An 11,748-nucleotide genomic window follows, 5' to 3' on the forward strand; every position below is an offset into this window, starting at 1 on the left:
TCAGCGGCGGGTGCCGCCGAGGGCGCGCAACAACTGGTCCGCGGCGCGGCGCGCGGCCGGTCCCGGGGTGATCGTCCGGTCGCCGTCCGGCTGGGGTGCCGGTGCCCCGGCGAGCAGTTCCACCAGGGCGACGGCGAGCTCGCGGACCTTGACGTTGAACTCCTGGCTCGCCCGCCGCAGGGTGGACCACGCCTCGTCGGGGTCGCAGCGGCGCAGGGCGATGACGATGCCCTTGGCCTCCTCCAGCGCCGCCCGCGACTGCAGGAGGTCCAGCATCTGCTCGGTGCGGTCCGGCCGCGCCGCTTCGGCGACGACCAGGGCCATCGCGGCGAGCCGTTCGTGGCGCCGCAGCACGTTCACCGTCTCCTCGGTGGCGGGGCGGTTGAGCGTCACCGACAGGACCAGGAGCCCTTCGCTGTCCCAGGTGGCGGGCAGGGCCGCGACCCCGCGCACGCGCGGCCAGTCCGCCGCGAACTCGGGATGGCGGTCCAGCAGGCCGGTGAGCGTCAGCGCGGGCCAGCGGTCGTCGGCGAAGACGTCGGCCGTCACCACCGGCGCGCCGGTGGTGACGGCGACCTGGACCGGGCCGCCGAACCCGGCCAGCTGCGCGGGCACGAAGGCGGCGGCGAGCCCGTACGTGGCCGCCGTGTGCATCGTGCTGCCGCGCGGGTGCACCGACACCGCGGCGCCGAGGGTGCCCGGCACGTCGGCCGCGATCCGGGCGAGCAGTTCCTCCAGCAGCGGCGTCGCCACGGACGTCGTGGGTGTTCCGGTCACCGCAAACCCTCCTCGGCGCGGTGGAGGCGGGGCCGGGCGCGCGCCCGGCCCCGCCTTCGTCGGGGTCAGGCGTGGATCTGCTTGCGGTCGCCGGCGCCGTCGATCTCGATGCGGCGCGGCTTCGCTTTTTCGGCGACGGGGATGCGGACGGTCAGCACCCCGGCGTCGTAGTTCGCGGTGATGTGCTCGGTGTCCAGGGTGTCGCCGAGGAACAGCCGGCGGGAGAACACGCCGAGCCGCCGTTCGGAGACGTGCATCCGGACGTCGTCACCCGTCGGCAGGGGCCGTCGTTCGGCCTTGACGGTGAGGACGTTGCGCTCGACGTCCAGCTCGACGGCGCCGGGATCGACGCCGGGGAGGTCGAAGCACACCACGAACTCGTCGCCGGCGCGGTAGGCGTCCATCGGCATCGAGGCCGGTTTCGACCAGGTGCCGGCGCCGAAGACCTGCTGGGCGAACCGGTCGAGGTCGCGGAACGGGTCGGTGCGCATCAACATCGGGATCCACCTCCTGGAACTCGTCAGCTCTGGTGTCAACACGCGCGTCTGTTCTAGCATGTCGTCAAAACGATGACAAGAACCAGGTCGTCGAAAGGATGACGATGGACGGAACCGATCCCGCCGGCGAGCTCCGGCACATCCACGAGGTCGTCGCGGGCGCCCGGGCCGGCGCGGCGGACCGGGACCAGTTGCTGACCGCGTTGTCCGGCCTGCGCCTGCTGCGCGACGAACTCGCGAGCTGGGAACCGGAGCTGATCACCGCGGCCAGGGCGGCCGGCGCCAGCTGGGTCGCGCTCGCGCCCGCGCTCGGGGTCGCGAGCCGCCAGGCCGCCGAACGCCGCTACCTGCGGCTGCAGCCGTCGCACACCGGGGAGACGACCGGCGAGGGGCGGGTCGACGCGGAACGCGACCGGCGGGCGGGCGACCGGGCCGTCGCCGACTGGGCCCGCCGCAACTCCGCCATCCTGCGCCGGATCGCCGGCCAGGTCAGCGCGCTCGACGGCCTCGGACCGGCCGCGCAGGAAAGCGCCGACCGCATCGGCGCGGCCCTCGGCGACGACGACCCGGCGACGCTGCTCCCGCCGCTGGCCGCCGCCCAGCCGCACCTGACCGGCCCGCACGCGCAGCTGGCCGAAGAACTCGGCGAGATCTCCGCCCGCACCGACCAGCTCCGCCGCGACGCCGCCGGCCACCGCCGCTCCCGCGACTGACGCCGGGTTTGCCCGGCTCCCGGCCGGGCACCCGCCGGGGGAGCGACGGAAGGACGGTGCGCCATGACCGCCACACCCCCGGATCCGGACCCCCGCCGGACGCCGGACCTGGAACCCGGGGGCGGGGTGCCGCCGGGCAGCACGCCCCCGGACTCCGCCCAGACGTCGGGGTTGTCGCACCCGCAGCCGATGCCGTCCAAGGCGATGCCGGTGCTGTGGCTGGTCCTCACCGGCGTGCTGGTGCTGATGGTGGCCGGGCTGGTGCTCTCGCTGGCCGTCGGCTGGCTGCGTGTCTGAGATCCCGCTCGACCGGGTAATCGCCCACCATGGACGACACCCCTGACCGGACCGAAACCCGCGCCGAACTGCTCCCCGAAGAGCAGGCGGTCGACAGCGCGGACCCCGAAGGCCAGGCCCGCGAGGTCCTGCGCGAGTCCGACCGCCGCACCGAGCACCCCGAGGCGACGCTGGGCCGCCGGAAGCCCGAAGACACGGTCTAGCCGGCGGACACCGGCGTCAGCCGCGCCTCCGTCCGCGTCTCGCCGCGCAGCAGCAGGACCGCGCCCAGGCCGAGCACGGCGACGACGGCGAAGAAGTAGAAGCCCCACGGGTAGGCGACCCCCGCGGTCACGAGCGCGCCGGTGACGAACGGGCCGAGGATCGAACCCAGCCGCCCGACCGCCGAGGTCAGCCCGAGCGCGGTGCCGCGCGCCTGCGCCGGGAACGCCTGGGCGACGTAGCCGTAGATCAGCACCTGCGCGGAGAACACGAACACGCCGGTCAGCAGCACGACCGTGTTGAGCAGAAACGCGTTCCCGATGCGCAGGCTCAGCGCCGCCAGCAGGACGGCGCCCGTGCCGAACCAGATCCGCGCGATCGGCCGGATGCCGAACCGGTCGGCGATCGTGCCGGCCAGCACCAGCCCGAGCACCGCGCCGATGTTGAGCACCAGCAGCAGCGTGATCGACGTCGAGATCGGGTAGCCCGCGGTGCGCATCAGCTGCGGCAGCCAGGTGTTGAGCCCGTAGACCAGCAGCAGGCCCATGAACGAGCCCGTCCACACGGCGATGCTGATCCGCCGGAACCGGGCGCCGAGGAGGTCCCTCAGGCTCACCCGCTCCGCCGTCTCGCGGGCCTCGAGGTAGGCCGCGGATTCCGGCAGCTTCCACCACATCAGCGGCACGGCGAGCAGGCCGGCCAGGCCACCGCCGTAGAACAGCAGGTGCCAGTCCTCCTTCGCGTACAGCGCGAGGATCGACGTCAGCACCGCGCCGACGTGGTAGCCGGTCATGGTGAACGTGCTCGCGCTGGCGCGGCGCCGCGCGGGCAGGTTCTCCGACATCACGGTGAGCGCCACCGGCATGCACGCGCCGAGCCCGAGCCCGGCGGCGAACCGGAAGACGCCGAACGTCGCGACGTTCGGCGCGAGCGGCGTCAGCAGGGTGAACAGCGAGAACAGCAGCACCGAGCTGATCAGCAGCACGCGGCGGCCGAACCGGTCGGTGAGCGGCCCGAGGCAGGCCGCGCCGACGGCCACGCCGATCAGCGACACGGTCGCGACCAGGGTCGCGCCGGCCGCGGTGAAGCCGAGGTACCCGCTCTTCAGCAGGGTCGGGATGGTGGCGCCGAGCGCGACCAGGTCGTAGCCCTCGAGCAGGACGGTCAGCCAGCAGAGGACCGCCGTCCACACGGGACGGGCGGGAGACGTCGTCATTGCCGTGCTCCTTCTAGAAGGGGTAACCCGCGATGTCCGCGCGGACGGTCAGCCACTGGGTTTCGGTGAAGGCTTCGATGTTGGCCTTGGCCCCGCCGAAGCGGGAGCCGTTGCCGGAATCGCCGACCCCGCCGAAGGGCGCGGTCGGCTCGTCGCCGACGGTCTGCTCGTTGATGTGCACCTTGCCCGAGCGGACCTCGTCGGCCAGCTTCATCGCGGTGCCGACGTCGCCGAGGATGCCGACGGACAGGCCGTACTCGGAGTCGTTGACCAGCCGCGCGGCCTCGTCGAGGTCGCGGTAGGCGCGCACCGGCGCGACCGGGCCGAAGATCTCCTCGCGCCACGCCGGGCTCGCGTCGTCGAGTCCGAAGAGGACGGTCGGCGGGTAGAACGGCGCGTCGGGCTTCCCGCCGGCCAGCACCCGTGCGCCGGCCGCGACGCTGCGGTCGACGACGTCGGTGACGTGCGCGAGCTGGCGGTCGTCGATGATCGGGCCGAGCGCGACCTCGCCGTCGGCCGGGTTCCCCACGGGCAGCCGCCGCGCCTTCTCGGCGAGGGCTTCGACGTATTCGTCCACCTGGGACTCGTGGACCAGGTGGCGGCCGGTCGTCATGCAGATCTGGCCCTGGTGCAGGAACGACCCGAACGCGCCGGCGGAGGCCGCCTTGGCGACGTCGGCACCCGGCAGCACGACGAGCGCGTTGTTGCCGCCCAGCTCCAGGTGGACGCGCTTGAGGGAGCGCGCGGCGGCTTCGCCGACCTTCCGCCCGGCCGCGGTGGAGCCGGTGAACGACACCACCGACACCTCCGGAGCGTCGACCACCGCGGCGCCGACTCCCGTGTCTCCGGGCAGCAGGTGCAGCAGCCCGTCCGGCAGCCCGGCCGCCTCGAAGACGCGCAGGATGCTGACGCCGCCGGACACCGCGGTGCGCAGGTCGGGCTTGAGCAGCACGGCGTTGCCGAGCGCGAGGGCGGGCGCGACCGAGCGGATCGCCAGGATGAGCGGGAAGTTGAACGGCGAGATCACCGAAACCACGCCGGCCGGTACCCGCCGGGCCAGCGACCAGCGCGGCTCGCCGGTGCTCAGCACCTCGCCGAGGGGGTGGGTGGGCAGGGCGGCGGCCTCGAAGCAGATGCCGGCCGCCATTTCCGTCTCGATCCCGGCCTTGGGCCGTGTCGAGCCGGCTTCGCGGACGATCCACTCCTGCACCTCCGCGGCGTGCGCCTCCCACAGCTCGCCGGCGCGGCGCAGCACGGCAGCCCGTTCGGCGGGCTTGCGCCGGGCCCAGTCGCGTTGCGCCTTCGCCGCGGCCGCGGCGGCCTCGGCGACGTCTCCCGGCGTCGCGACGCCGACGTGGCCCAGGGTGGCGCCGGTGGCCGGTTCGACGACCGGGTGGGTCCCGCCGGACCCGCGGGTGAATTCGTGCTCGAACAGGGTCATGATCACTCCGGTGTGGTCGGTTCGGTGTCGACCTGGATCAGCCGCGGGCCGTCCGGGGTCGTCTTGAGCTGGGTGCGCAGGTGGTCTTCGTCGGCGACCGTGGTGGCTTCGACGCCGTAACCGGCGGCGATGGCCGTGAAGTCGAGCCCGGGGATCTCCGTGCCGGGCACGTCCGGCGTCCCGAGCAGCTCGCCGAACCACCGCAGCGCGCCGTAGACGCCGTTGCGCAGGATCACGAAGGTGACCGGGACGCGGTAGTGCGCCGCGGACCACAACGCCGTGATGCCGTAGTTCGCCGAGCCGTCGCCGATGACGCCGACGACCGGGCGGTCCGGGTCGCCCAGCGCGACGCCGACCGCGGCGGGCAGGCCGAAGCCGAGCCCGCCGGCGGCCGGGAAGAAGTAGGAGCCTTCGCGGCGCAGGTCCATCTGCCGCCACCAGGCCGAGTTCGTCGACGTCGATTCGACGACGTAGCGCGTGTCGGCGGCCTGGGTGTCGCGCAGGGCGGCGAACACCTGTTCCGGGTGCAACGCCGTCTCGCCGGTCCTGGGTTCCGGGGTCTCGACGTAGCCGCGTTGTGCTGCGCGGGCCGGGATGTGCTGCAGCAGCGCCTCGATGACCGGCGCGGGGTCGGCGACCAGGGCCTCGCCCATCGGCGCGCGGGCCGCGGCGCCGAAGTCGTCGGTCACCTGGATCAGCCGGGTGCCCGCGGGCAGGAACCGGCCGGGGACGTGCTGGTGGTAGCGGAACACCGGCGCGCCGAGCACGAGGACGACGTCGTGCCCGGTCAGCGCGGCCGACACCGGCGCGATGCCGGCCGGCAGCACGCCGCGGAAGAGCCGGTGCCGGTTGGGGAAGGGCAGCCGGTGCGGCGACGGCGCCACCCACGTCGGCAGGTCCAGGTGCTCGGCCAGGGCGACGGCCCGGTCGAACAGGCCGCCGGCGTCGATGTCGCCGCCCAGGACCAGCGCCGGGTTCTTCGCCGCGGCGACGGTCGCGACGAGGTCGTCGAGCTGGGCTTCGGTCGGGGCGAGACCGGCTCGGACCTGCCGGTCGAGCACCGGGTTCTCGGCCAGCTCGGCGGCCCAGTCGTCGTAGGGCACCGAAAGGTAGCTGGGCCGCCGGTTCAGCTCGGCCTCGAACACCGCCTGCGCGAGCGACCGCGGGACGTCGGCGGCGCAGCTCGGCTCGCCGGACCAGCCGACGAGGGGACGCATCAGCTGCGTGGCGTCGGTGTTGGCGAGCATCGCCTCCAGCCCGATCGCCGTCCGGACCTGCTGGCCGGCGGTGAGCACCAGGGGAGTGCGCGAGTGGACGGCGTTGGTGAGCGCGCCCATGGCGTTGCCGGAGCCGGCGGCGGCGTGCAGGTTGACCAGCACCGGGCGGCCGGTGGCCTGGGCGTACCCGTCGGCCATCCCGACGACGACGCCTTCGTGCAGGCCGAGGACGTACCGGAAGTGCTCGGGCAGCTCGGCGAGGAAGGGCAGCTCGTTCGAGCCGGGGTTGCCGAAGATGGTGGTCAGGCCACGGCGGTCCAGGAACTGGTGGGCGAGCCGGCGGGCGGTGGGCATCGGTGGGTCCTCCTCGAAGTCGGATCGACCCTATGGAGCAGCGCGCTTGTGTTCCAATAGATGTTGGCTCGTGGCTTGATCGATGGGATCGATAATGCAGGACTTCGACCTGAACCTGGTGCGCACGTTCGTGCTGCTCTACGAGACCCGCAGCGTGACGGCGACGGCCGAGGCCCTGCACGTCACGCAGCCGACGATCAGCTACAGCCTGCAGAAGCTGCGGCGCCGGTTCTCCGACGAGCTGTTCCGCCGCACCGGCGGCGGCCTGGTGCCCACGACGACGGCCCGCACGCTCTACGAACCGCTGCACGGCGCGTTGTCGGAGATCGAGGCGGCGGTGAGCGGCGCGTGGTCGTTCTCGCCGTCGACGGCCCGGGCGGCGTTCACGCTGTGCCTGTCGGACCTGGGGGAGATCTCGCTGCTGCCGCGCCTGATGGCGGCGCTGCCCCCGGTGGCGCCCGGGGTGACGCTGACGGTCCGGCCGCTGGACGTCGACCGCGCGGCCGACCAGCTCGGCCGCGGCGAGCTCGACGCGTTCATCGCGTCGTCCCTGATCAGCTCGCAGCGCGTCGCCCGCATCCCGCTGTTTTCCGAGGGCTACCTGGGGATGGTGGCGGCGGACCACCCGCGCCTCGGCGGCGTGGTGTCGTTGGGCCAGCTGGCCGGGGAACGCCACGTGACGGTGTTCGGCCCGACGGGCCACGACGGCCCCCGCCGCGCGCTGGAGGCGTGCGGCCTGCTGGACCGGGTGGTCCTGGAGGTGACGCGCTTCGCGGCCCTGCCGTACCTGGTCCAGGACGGCGAGCTGGTGGCGATGGTGCCCCGCCTGGTGGCGGAGATGTTCGCGGCCGACCACCGCGTCCGCCTGTTCGAGCTGCCCCTGGAGGTCGAGCCGGCCCAGGTGTCGGTCTACACGCGGCACACGCACGCCCGCAGCCCGGCCCAGCACTGGCTGGTGGGCTTCATGCGGTCGGTGCTGGGTTAGTTCGTCTTGCAGGCGGCGCCGTTGAGGGTGAACCCGACGGGCGCGGGGTTGCCGTGGTCGTAGGAGCCGTTGAAGCCGATGTCGACGGTGGCACCGGGGGCGAGGGTGAGGTTGTAGGAAACCGCTTTCATGGTGACGCGCGAGCCGCTCTGCGAGTAGTCGCCGTTCCAGCTGTGCGTGACCTGCTGCCCGGCGGTGAAGGTCCAGGTGACGGTCCACGGCGAGAGCGTCCGGCTGCCGGTGTTGGTGACGGAGACCCCGGCGGTGAAGCCGACGTTCCACTGATCGGTGACGGAGTACCGAACGGAACAGGCGGAGCTTTCAACGGGCGGCGGAGCAGGGGCTGGCGAGGAGGTCGCCTTCGTCGTCGTGGCCGGCGTGGTGGTGGGGACGGCCGAGGTCTGCCGGAGCACGGTGGGCACGGGCGTCGCACTGACGGCCGACGTCCGGGCAACGGAGGAAGAAGCGGCGGTGGCGGGCGCAAGCGGATCGGGAAGAACGGCGGCTTGCCGCCCGGGCGAGCTCTCGGAGGTGACGGCAATGATGACAAGGCTCCCGACGACGACAACGGCCCCACAGAGGGCGGAGACCCACCGAATCCGCCGCCCGGCCCGCTGCTGCCCGGCGGCGGCCTCCCGCGCCCGCTGCTCGAGCCGTTCCCGGTAACCCTCGCCGGTGTCGTCATCCCGCACCCGGATCTCAGGAGGAGGGCCGAGCAGAGCCCGCGGAGTGGCCCCGGTTTCCCGAAGAAGATCATCAACGGAGAAGCGATCATCACCCGCCCGCCCGGCGCGCGCCATAACGGAACCTCCAGTCCCCTGAGGGCGCTCGACGCGCAGGTTTGCGGCCGAATCCTAGGAAGCTGCGACGGTCTTGTAAACCACGCCGGGTGGCTGGTTGGGGAGCTCTCCTCTTCTGGTCCTGCTGGTCTGGATCGATGCAGGAGGGGCAAACTTGCCGATCTTGCCAGAGGGGCGGGGTGGGGCGATGTGCACCCCCCTGAACGAGGGGTGGGAGGGGCCGTATACTCTTTCTTCAGCAGGTCCGAGTGGCGGAATGGCAGACGCGCTAGCTTGAGGTGCTAGTGCCCTTAACGGGCGTGGGGGTTCAAGTCCCCCCTCGGACACACGCACTATCTACACCCGGGCTGGTCGTCGCATAGACGGCCAGCTCTTTTGGTTCGTAGCGTAGCTCCAGGTTCAGCGCTCGGTACAGGCGGCTCATGCCTGCCGTGGTTGCGTCGGCCAGGGTGCCGCAGACGTCGCCGAGTGCATCGATTCTCGCGTAGATCTCGGCACGGCTTACTGTCGAGTCGGCTGGAACGCTCTCGATCTGGGCTTTCGCGGCTGCTCGTTCCGCCTGTGCCTGGTTGATCGGGTTGACGAGGGCTTCGGGTTCGACGCCGGCCGCGATCGCGGCCTGATACCGCTGAAGCTTCGCCTCTGCGTCCGCCAGCCGGTTTCGTGCCGCCTCCAGCGGTCCACCGCCAGCCGTGCTTCCGTCCGACCCGAGAAGCGCGGCCGCCGTCCGGTCGCGGTTGTCCGGGTGGAACAGCTCGTGAAGCCATCCGTTGATCGCCTCGCTCATTCCCGAGCAGGGCGGCCGGACCATCACGTCGGCGGGAACGGGTGGCGCCCCGACCGCGCCCGTTCCCGCGGATCACCAGGTCCGGCGGTGCGCCCGATGACGGTTCGCTTGGTCATCGCGCGCCCGTTGCCCGGCACGGTTGGCGGGTCTCGCCGCGTCGTCCACGTGTTCCCGGTCCCGGCGGAGGAGACCACGCCGGAGCGGCTGACCGCGTACTGTGGCGAAACCTTCGGGCCCGGCGAGCTTGAGCTGCTGGAACGCCCGCTTGGCATGCCCTGCGTGACCTGCCTCCACCGTGCACCCACCCCGGAAAGTGCGGAACAGCCGGCGATCGAGCAATGACGTCAAGTCCGCGGCCGATCGTGCCGGCCTTCCAACGCGAGCTGGACCCGCTGCTGCTTCTGCCAGTGCGGCTGTTCATCGCGTGCCTGCTGGCCGACATGCGCTGGTGCGACGATGTGGCTGTCCAGGGCGTGTTGCGTCTGAGTGAGCGGAGGTTCGAGCCACACGTCGAGCGGCTGCGCGCTGCTGGGTACGTGGAGGCCCGAACCGAAGGACGTTGCGTAAGGCTCCGGCTCACGAGGCTCGGGCTCGACCGGCTGACCGAACACGTGATCGCTCTCGACAGGGTCGCGGCCACGGCCGCCGAACTCGTCGCCTCGCAGCGCGCAGCATTACGTCCGACCGAGAAGCCGTGACGGCCGCTCCGCCGATGCTAACAGCGTGTACGGGGCCTGTAGTGACGGCTGTGACGGGTTCGAACACGCCCGTCACAGCCGTCCGAAGCAACGTTTCCGCAGGTCGAGGGCTGATCGAAGCTGTCACAGCTCATGTGACGGTGTGACGGCTCGCGAGATGCAGTGTGACGGCTGATCTGCGACAGCCGGGGCTAAGGTCGAAGCCGCTTGATCTCAATGCTGCATATCGCGTAACAGGCGGACGCCGAACGCCGACCACGGTGGGTGAAAGTCTTGGGTGCAACGTTTAGCGGATGGGTGTCACCCGTCCGGGGTGGCGTGTAACCCCAGAGACATGGGCCTGCTGGGGGTAGCGTCGAGTGGTGGAAGTCTCGGAATCGGAGCGACGTCGGGCGCTGGCGGAGGAGTTCAGCCGGCTTGAGGAGAGCGCGATGTATAGCGCTCAAAACCAGTTCGAGCAGGCGAAGCAGTGGCGCGGCATCAATTTGATGCTCGGGCTGCCCGCGAGCGTGTTGGCAGCCGTGTCGGGCGCGACCGCGCTCGCCTCGACGGCCGGCCGTGTCTGGGCCGGTCTGCTTGCGCTCGCCGCTGCCGCGTTCGGCGCTGTCCTGACCACGGTGAACGCGAGCCATCGCACGAATCAGGCATCGTCGGCCGCGAACGCCTACTTGGAGATCCAGACCGCGGCCCGCCAGGCCCGACTACTCGACTTGCCATGTACTGACGTCGAGGAGATGCGGGCCGCGCTGGCAGAGATCACCGCCCGGCGGGACGAGCAGAATAAGACGGCCGAACCACCGAACCGGTGGGCGTGGCGTCGCGCGCAGAAGAATATCGATGCCGGGGGACAGACATACGAGGTGGACTCCGCCGAGACGGGAGCGTGAAATGGCCAAAACTGTTGCTCAGGGTTTCGACACGTTTCTTGAGCGATTAACGCCGCTGGCGTCGCAGCGGACAGCAGCGGCGGCGCACAGGTCCCGAGTTGAAACGTCGTTGAAGAACGCGCTGTCGGTGCTGGCAATGCGCGAAACTGGGTCGTTTCACCACGGTACTGGCGTCCGAAACTACAGCGATGTGGACGTCCTCGTCAGCATCGGCAACACCAAGCCAGGCACGTCCGACACCGCCCTTAACTGGGTGAAGAACGCGCTTTCGGCATCATTTCCCGCAACGACCGTGCGTGTGAGCCGCCCGGCGGTTGTCGTGGAATTCGCAGGAGGTGCGGAGACGTGGGAAGTCATTCCCGGTTTTCTCAGGTCGTCCGATCCGTCAGTGCTATACGATATTCCCGGCGCTGCAAGCGGTTGGATCGAATCGGCACCCACTGAGCATCTGGACTACGTCAACGAGTGCAACCAAAAGAACGGCATCCAGGGCGCAGCCAAGAAACTGGCAAGGCTGATCAAGGCGTGGAAGTACTACTGCAACGTCCCCGTGTCCTCGTTCTACCTGGAGATGCGGGCTGCGCAGCATATGGCTACACAGTCTGCTTTCATTGCGGTATGGGATATGTGCCTGCTGTTGGAAGACCTTCACTCCAATAGCCTGGCTGCGATGAACGACCCGAAAGGTCGCACTGGGCGGTTTCACCCCTGCTCGTCGGACTACCGAAAAACTGACGCGCTCTCAAAACTCTCAACCGCTGCGACTAGGGCACGTAAGGCGCTGGACGCCTACCAAAACGACAAGCTCGACGACGCGTTCCACTACCTCGACCTTTTATTTGGTGGACACTTCCCGGCGCGCTAAGAAAGGGCGCCGG

At 70.9% G+C, this 11,748-nt stretch carries 15 protein-coding genes and 1 tRNA gene; 9 read left to right on the forward strand and 7 right to left on the reverse strand.

Features of this window, described 5'->3' with window-relative positions:
- Positions 1-777, reverse strand: coding sequence for an ANTAR domain-containing protein (locus tag OO60_RS28805; RefSeq protein WP_004560989.1), 777 nt, complete (start codon positions 775-777; stop codon positions 1-3).
- Positions 778-842: 65 nt separating this feature from the next.
- Positions 843-1,274, reverse strand: a complete 432-nt coding sequence (locus OO60_RS28810) for an Hsp20/alpha crystallin family protein (protein ID WP_004560990.1) — start codon at positions 1,272-1,274, stop codon at positions 843-845.
- Between the two features lie 104 nt (positions 1,275-1,378).
- Here OO60_RS28810 and OO60_RS28815 point away from each other — a divergent pair, with 104 nt between their 5' ends.
- From OO60_RS28815 to OO60_RS47240, 3 genes are all read left to right on the forward strand, one after another.
- Positions 1,379-1,987 carry a hypothetical protein gene (locus OO60_RS28815; protein ID WP_033262493.1) on the forward strand — a complete coding sequence of 203 codons (609 nt, stop codon included), beginning with the start codon at positions 1,379-1,381 and terminating at the stop codon, positions 1,985-1,987.
- 63 nt (positions 1,988-2,050) lie between these two features.
- On the forward strand, positions 2,051-2,284 hold the full coding sequence (locus OO60_RS28820) for a DUF6480 family protein (RefSeq protein ID WP_003058652.1): 234 nt from the start codon (positions 2,051-2,053) through the stop codon (positions 2,282-2,284).
- Positions 2,285-2,313: 29 nt separating this feature from the next.
- Entirely contained in the window at positions 2,314-2,487 is a 174-nt protein-coding gene (locus OO60_RS47240) for a hypothetical protein (protein WP_003058648.1), read from the forward strand.
- Here OO60_RS47240 and OO60_RS28825 read toward each other — a convergent pair.
- Genes OO60_RS28825 through mdlC form a run of 3 tightly spaced genes read right to left on the reverse strand, consistent with a single transcriptional unit; the run spans position 2,484 to position 6,713 of the window.
- Positions 2,484-3,701: an MFS transporter gene (locus OO60_RS28825; protein ID WP_033262494.1), complete on the reverse strand. Its 1,218-nt coding sequence runs from the start codon at positions 3,699-3,701 to the stop codon at positions 2,484-2,486. The genes OO60_RS47240 and OO60_RS28825 overlap by 4 nt on opposite strands.
- Positions 3,702-3,714: 13 nt before the next feature.
- The gene (locus OO60_RS28830) at positions 3,715-5,142 is read right to left on the reverse strand and encodes a benzaldehyde dehydrogenase (protein WP_033262495.1); all 1,428 of its coding nucleotides are present in this window, start codon (positions 5,140-5,142) and stop codon (positions 3,715-3,717) included.
- A gap of 2 nt (positions 5,143-5,144) precedes the next feature.
- The gene (gene mdlC / locus OO60_RS28835) at positions 5,145-6,713 is read right to left on the reverse strand and encodes a benzoylformate decarboxylase (RefSeq protein ID WP_003058640.1); all 1,569 of its coding nucleotides are present in this window, start codon (positions 6,711-6,713) and stop codon (positions 5,145-5,147) included.
- 94 nt (positions 6,714-6,807) lie between these two features.
- On the opposite strand from mdlC, the gene OO60_RS28840 reads away from it, so the two are divergent.
- On the forward strand, positions 6,808-7,698 hold the full coding sequence (locus OO60_RS28840; protein WP_003058638.1) for a LysR family transcriptional regulator: 891 nt from the start codon (positions 6,808-6,810) through the stop codon (positions 7,696-7,698).
- Here OO60_RS28840 and OO60_RS47900 read toward each other — a convergent pair.
- On the reverse strand, positions 7,695-8,498 hold the full coding sequence (locus OO60_RS47900) for a cellulose-binding domain-containing protein (protein WP_240490582.1): 804 nt from the start codon (positions 8,496-8,498) through the stop codon (positions 7,695-7,697). The genes OO60_RS28840 and OO60_RS47900 overlap by 4 nt on opposite strands.
- A gap of 242 nt (positions 8,499-8,740) precedes the next feature.
- On the opposite strand from OO60_RS47900, the gene OO60_RS28850 reads away from it, so the two are divergent.
- A tRNA-Leu gene (locus OO60_RS28850) sits at positions 8,741-8,824 on the forward strand.
- Here OO60_RS28850 and OO60_RS45965 read toward each other — a convergent pair.
- The gene (locus OO60_RS45965; protein WP_240490581.1) at positions 8,806-9,285 is read right to left on the reverse strand and encodes a hypothetical protein; all 480 of its coding nucleotides are present in this window, start codon (positions 9,283-9,285) and stop codon (positions 8,806-8,808) included. The genes OO60_RS28850 and OO60_RS45965 overlap by 19 nt on opposite strands.
- Positions 9,286-9,381: 96 nt before the next feature.
- On the opposite strand from OO60_RS45965, the gene OO60_RS28855 reads away from it, so the two are divergent.
- The 4 genes from OO60_RS28855 (at position 9,382) to OO60_RS28870 (ending at position 11,735) form a co-directional block, all read left to right on the forward strand.
- Positions 9,382-9,627: a hypothetical protein gene (locus OO60_RS28855; protein WP_003058633.1), complete on the forward strand. Its 246-nt coding sequence runs from the start codon at positions 9,382-9,384 to the stop codon at positions 9,625-9,627.
- Positions 9,624-9,983, forward strand: a complete 360-nt coding sequence (locus tag OO60_RS28860) for a MarR family transcriptional regulator (RefSeq protein WP_033262496.1) — start codon at positions 9,624-9,626, stop codon at positions 9,981-9,983. Before OO60_RS28855 ends, OO60_RS28860 begins: the two co-directional genes overlap by 4 nt.
- A 362-nt stretch (positions 9,984-10,345) precedes the next feature.
- Positions 10,346-10,870 carry an SLATT domain-containing protein gene (locus tag OO60_RS28865; RefSeq protein ID WP_205624093.1) on the forward strand — a complete coding sequence of 175 codons (525 nt, stop codon included), beginning with the start codon at positions 10,346-10,348 and terminating at the stop codon, positions 10,868-10,870.
- Position 10,871: 1 nt separating this feature from the next.
- Entirely contained in the window at positions 10,872-11,735 is an 864-nt protein-coding gene (locus OO60_RS28870; RefSeq protein WP_003058625.1) for an SMODS domain-containing nucleotidyltransferase, read from the forward strand.
- Positions 11,736-11,748 lie beyond the last annotated feature (13 nt).

Source organism: Amycolatopsis vancoresmycina, from assembly GCF_000716785.1.
In the GTDB taxonomy this organism is placed as follows: Bacteria; Actinomycetota; Actinomycetes; order Mycobacteriales; family Pseudonocardiaceae; genus Amycolatopsis; species Amycolatopsis vancoresmycina.

What these genes read in the sequence shown, in the direction of transcription:
- OO60_RS28810 (WP_004560990.1), bottom strand. Translation starts at nt 1,274, where the DNA reads ATGTTGATGCGCACCGACCCGTTCCGCGACCTCGACCGGTTCGCCCAG.
- OO60_RS28815 (WP_033262493.1), top strand. Translation starts at nt 1,379, where the DNA reads ATGGACGGAACCGATCCCGCCGGCGAGCTCCGGCACATCCACGAGGTC.
- OO60_RS28820 (WP_003058652.1), top strand. Translation starts at nt 2,051, where the DNA reads ATGACCGCCACACCCCCGGATCCGGACCCCCGCCGGACGCCGGACCTG.
- OO60_RS47240 (WP_003058648.1), top strand. Translation starts at nt 2,314, where the DNA reads ATGGACGACACCCCTGACCGGACCGAAACCCGCGCCGAACTGCTCCCC.
- OO60_RS28825 (WP_033262494.1), bottom strand. Translation starts at nt 3,701, where the DNA reads ATGACGACGTCTCCCGCCCGTCCCGTGTGGACGGCGGTCCTCTGCTGG.
- OO60_RS28830 (WP_033262495.1), bottom strand. Translation starts at nt 5,142, where the DNA reads ATGACCCTGTTCGAGCACGAATTCACCCGCGGGTCCGGCGGGACCCAC.
- mdlC (WP_003058640.1), bottom strand. Translation starts at nt 6,713, where the DNA reads ATGCCCACCGCCCGCCGGCTCGCCCACCAGTTCCTGGACCGCCGTGGC.
- OO60_RS28840 (WP_003058638.1), top strand. Translation starts at nt 6,808, where the DNA reads ATGCAGGACTTCGACCTGAACCTGGTGCGCACGTTCGTGCTGCTCTAC.
- OO60_RS47900 (WP_240490582.1), bottom strand. Translation starts at nt 8,498, where the DNA reads ATGGCGCGCGCCGGGCGGGCGGGTGATGATCGCTTCTCCGTTGATGAT.
- OO60_RS45965 (WP_240490581.1), bottom strand. Translation starts at nt 9,285, where the DNA reads ATGAGCGAGGCGATCAACGGATGGCTTCACGAGCTGTTCCACCCGGAC.
- OO60_RS28855 (WP_003058633.1), top strand. Translation starts at nt 9,382, where the DNA reads ATGACGGTTCGCTTGGTCATCGCGCGCCCGTTGCCCGGCACGGTTGGC.
- OO60_RS28860 (WP_033262496.1), top strand. Translation starts at nt 9,624, where the DNA reads ATGACGTCAAGTCCGCGGCCGATCGTGCCGGCCTTCCAACGCGAGCTG.
- OO60_RS28870 (WP_003058625.1), top strand. Translation starts at nt 10,872, where the DNA reads ATGGCCAAAACTGTTGCTCAGGGTTTCGACACGTTTCTTGAGCGATTA.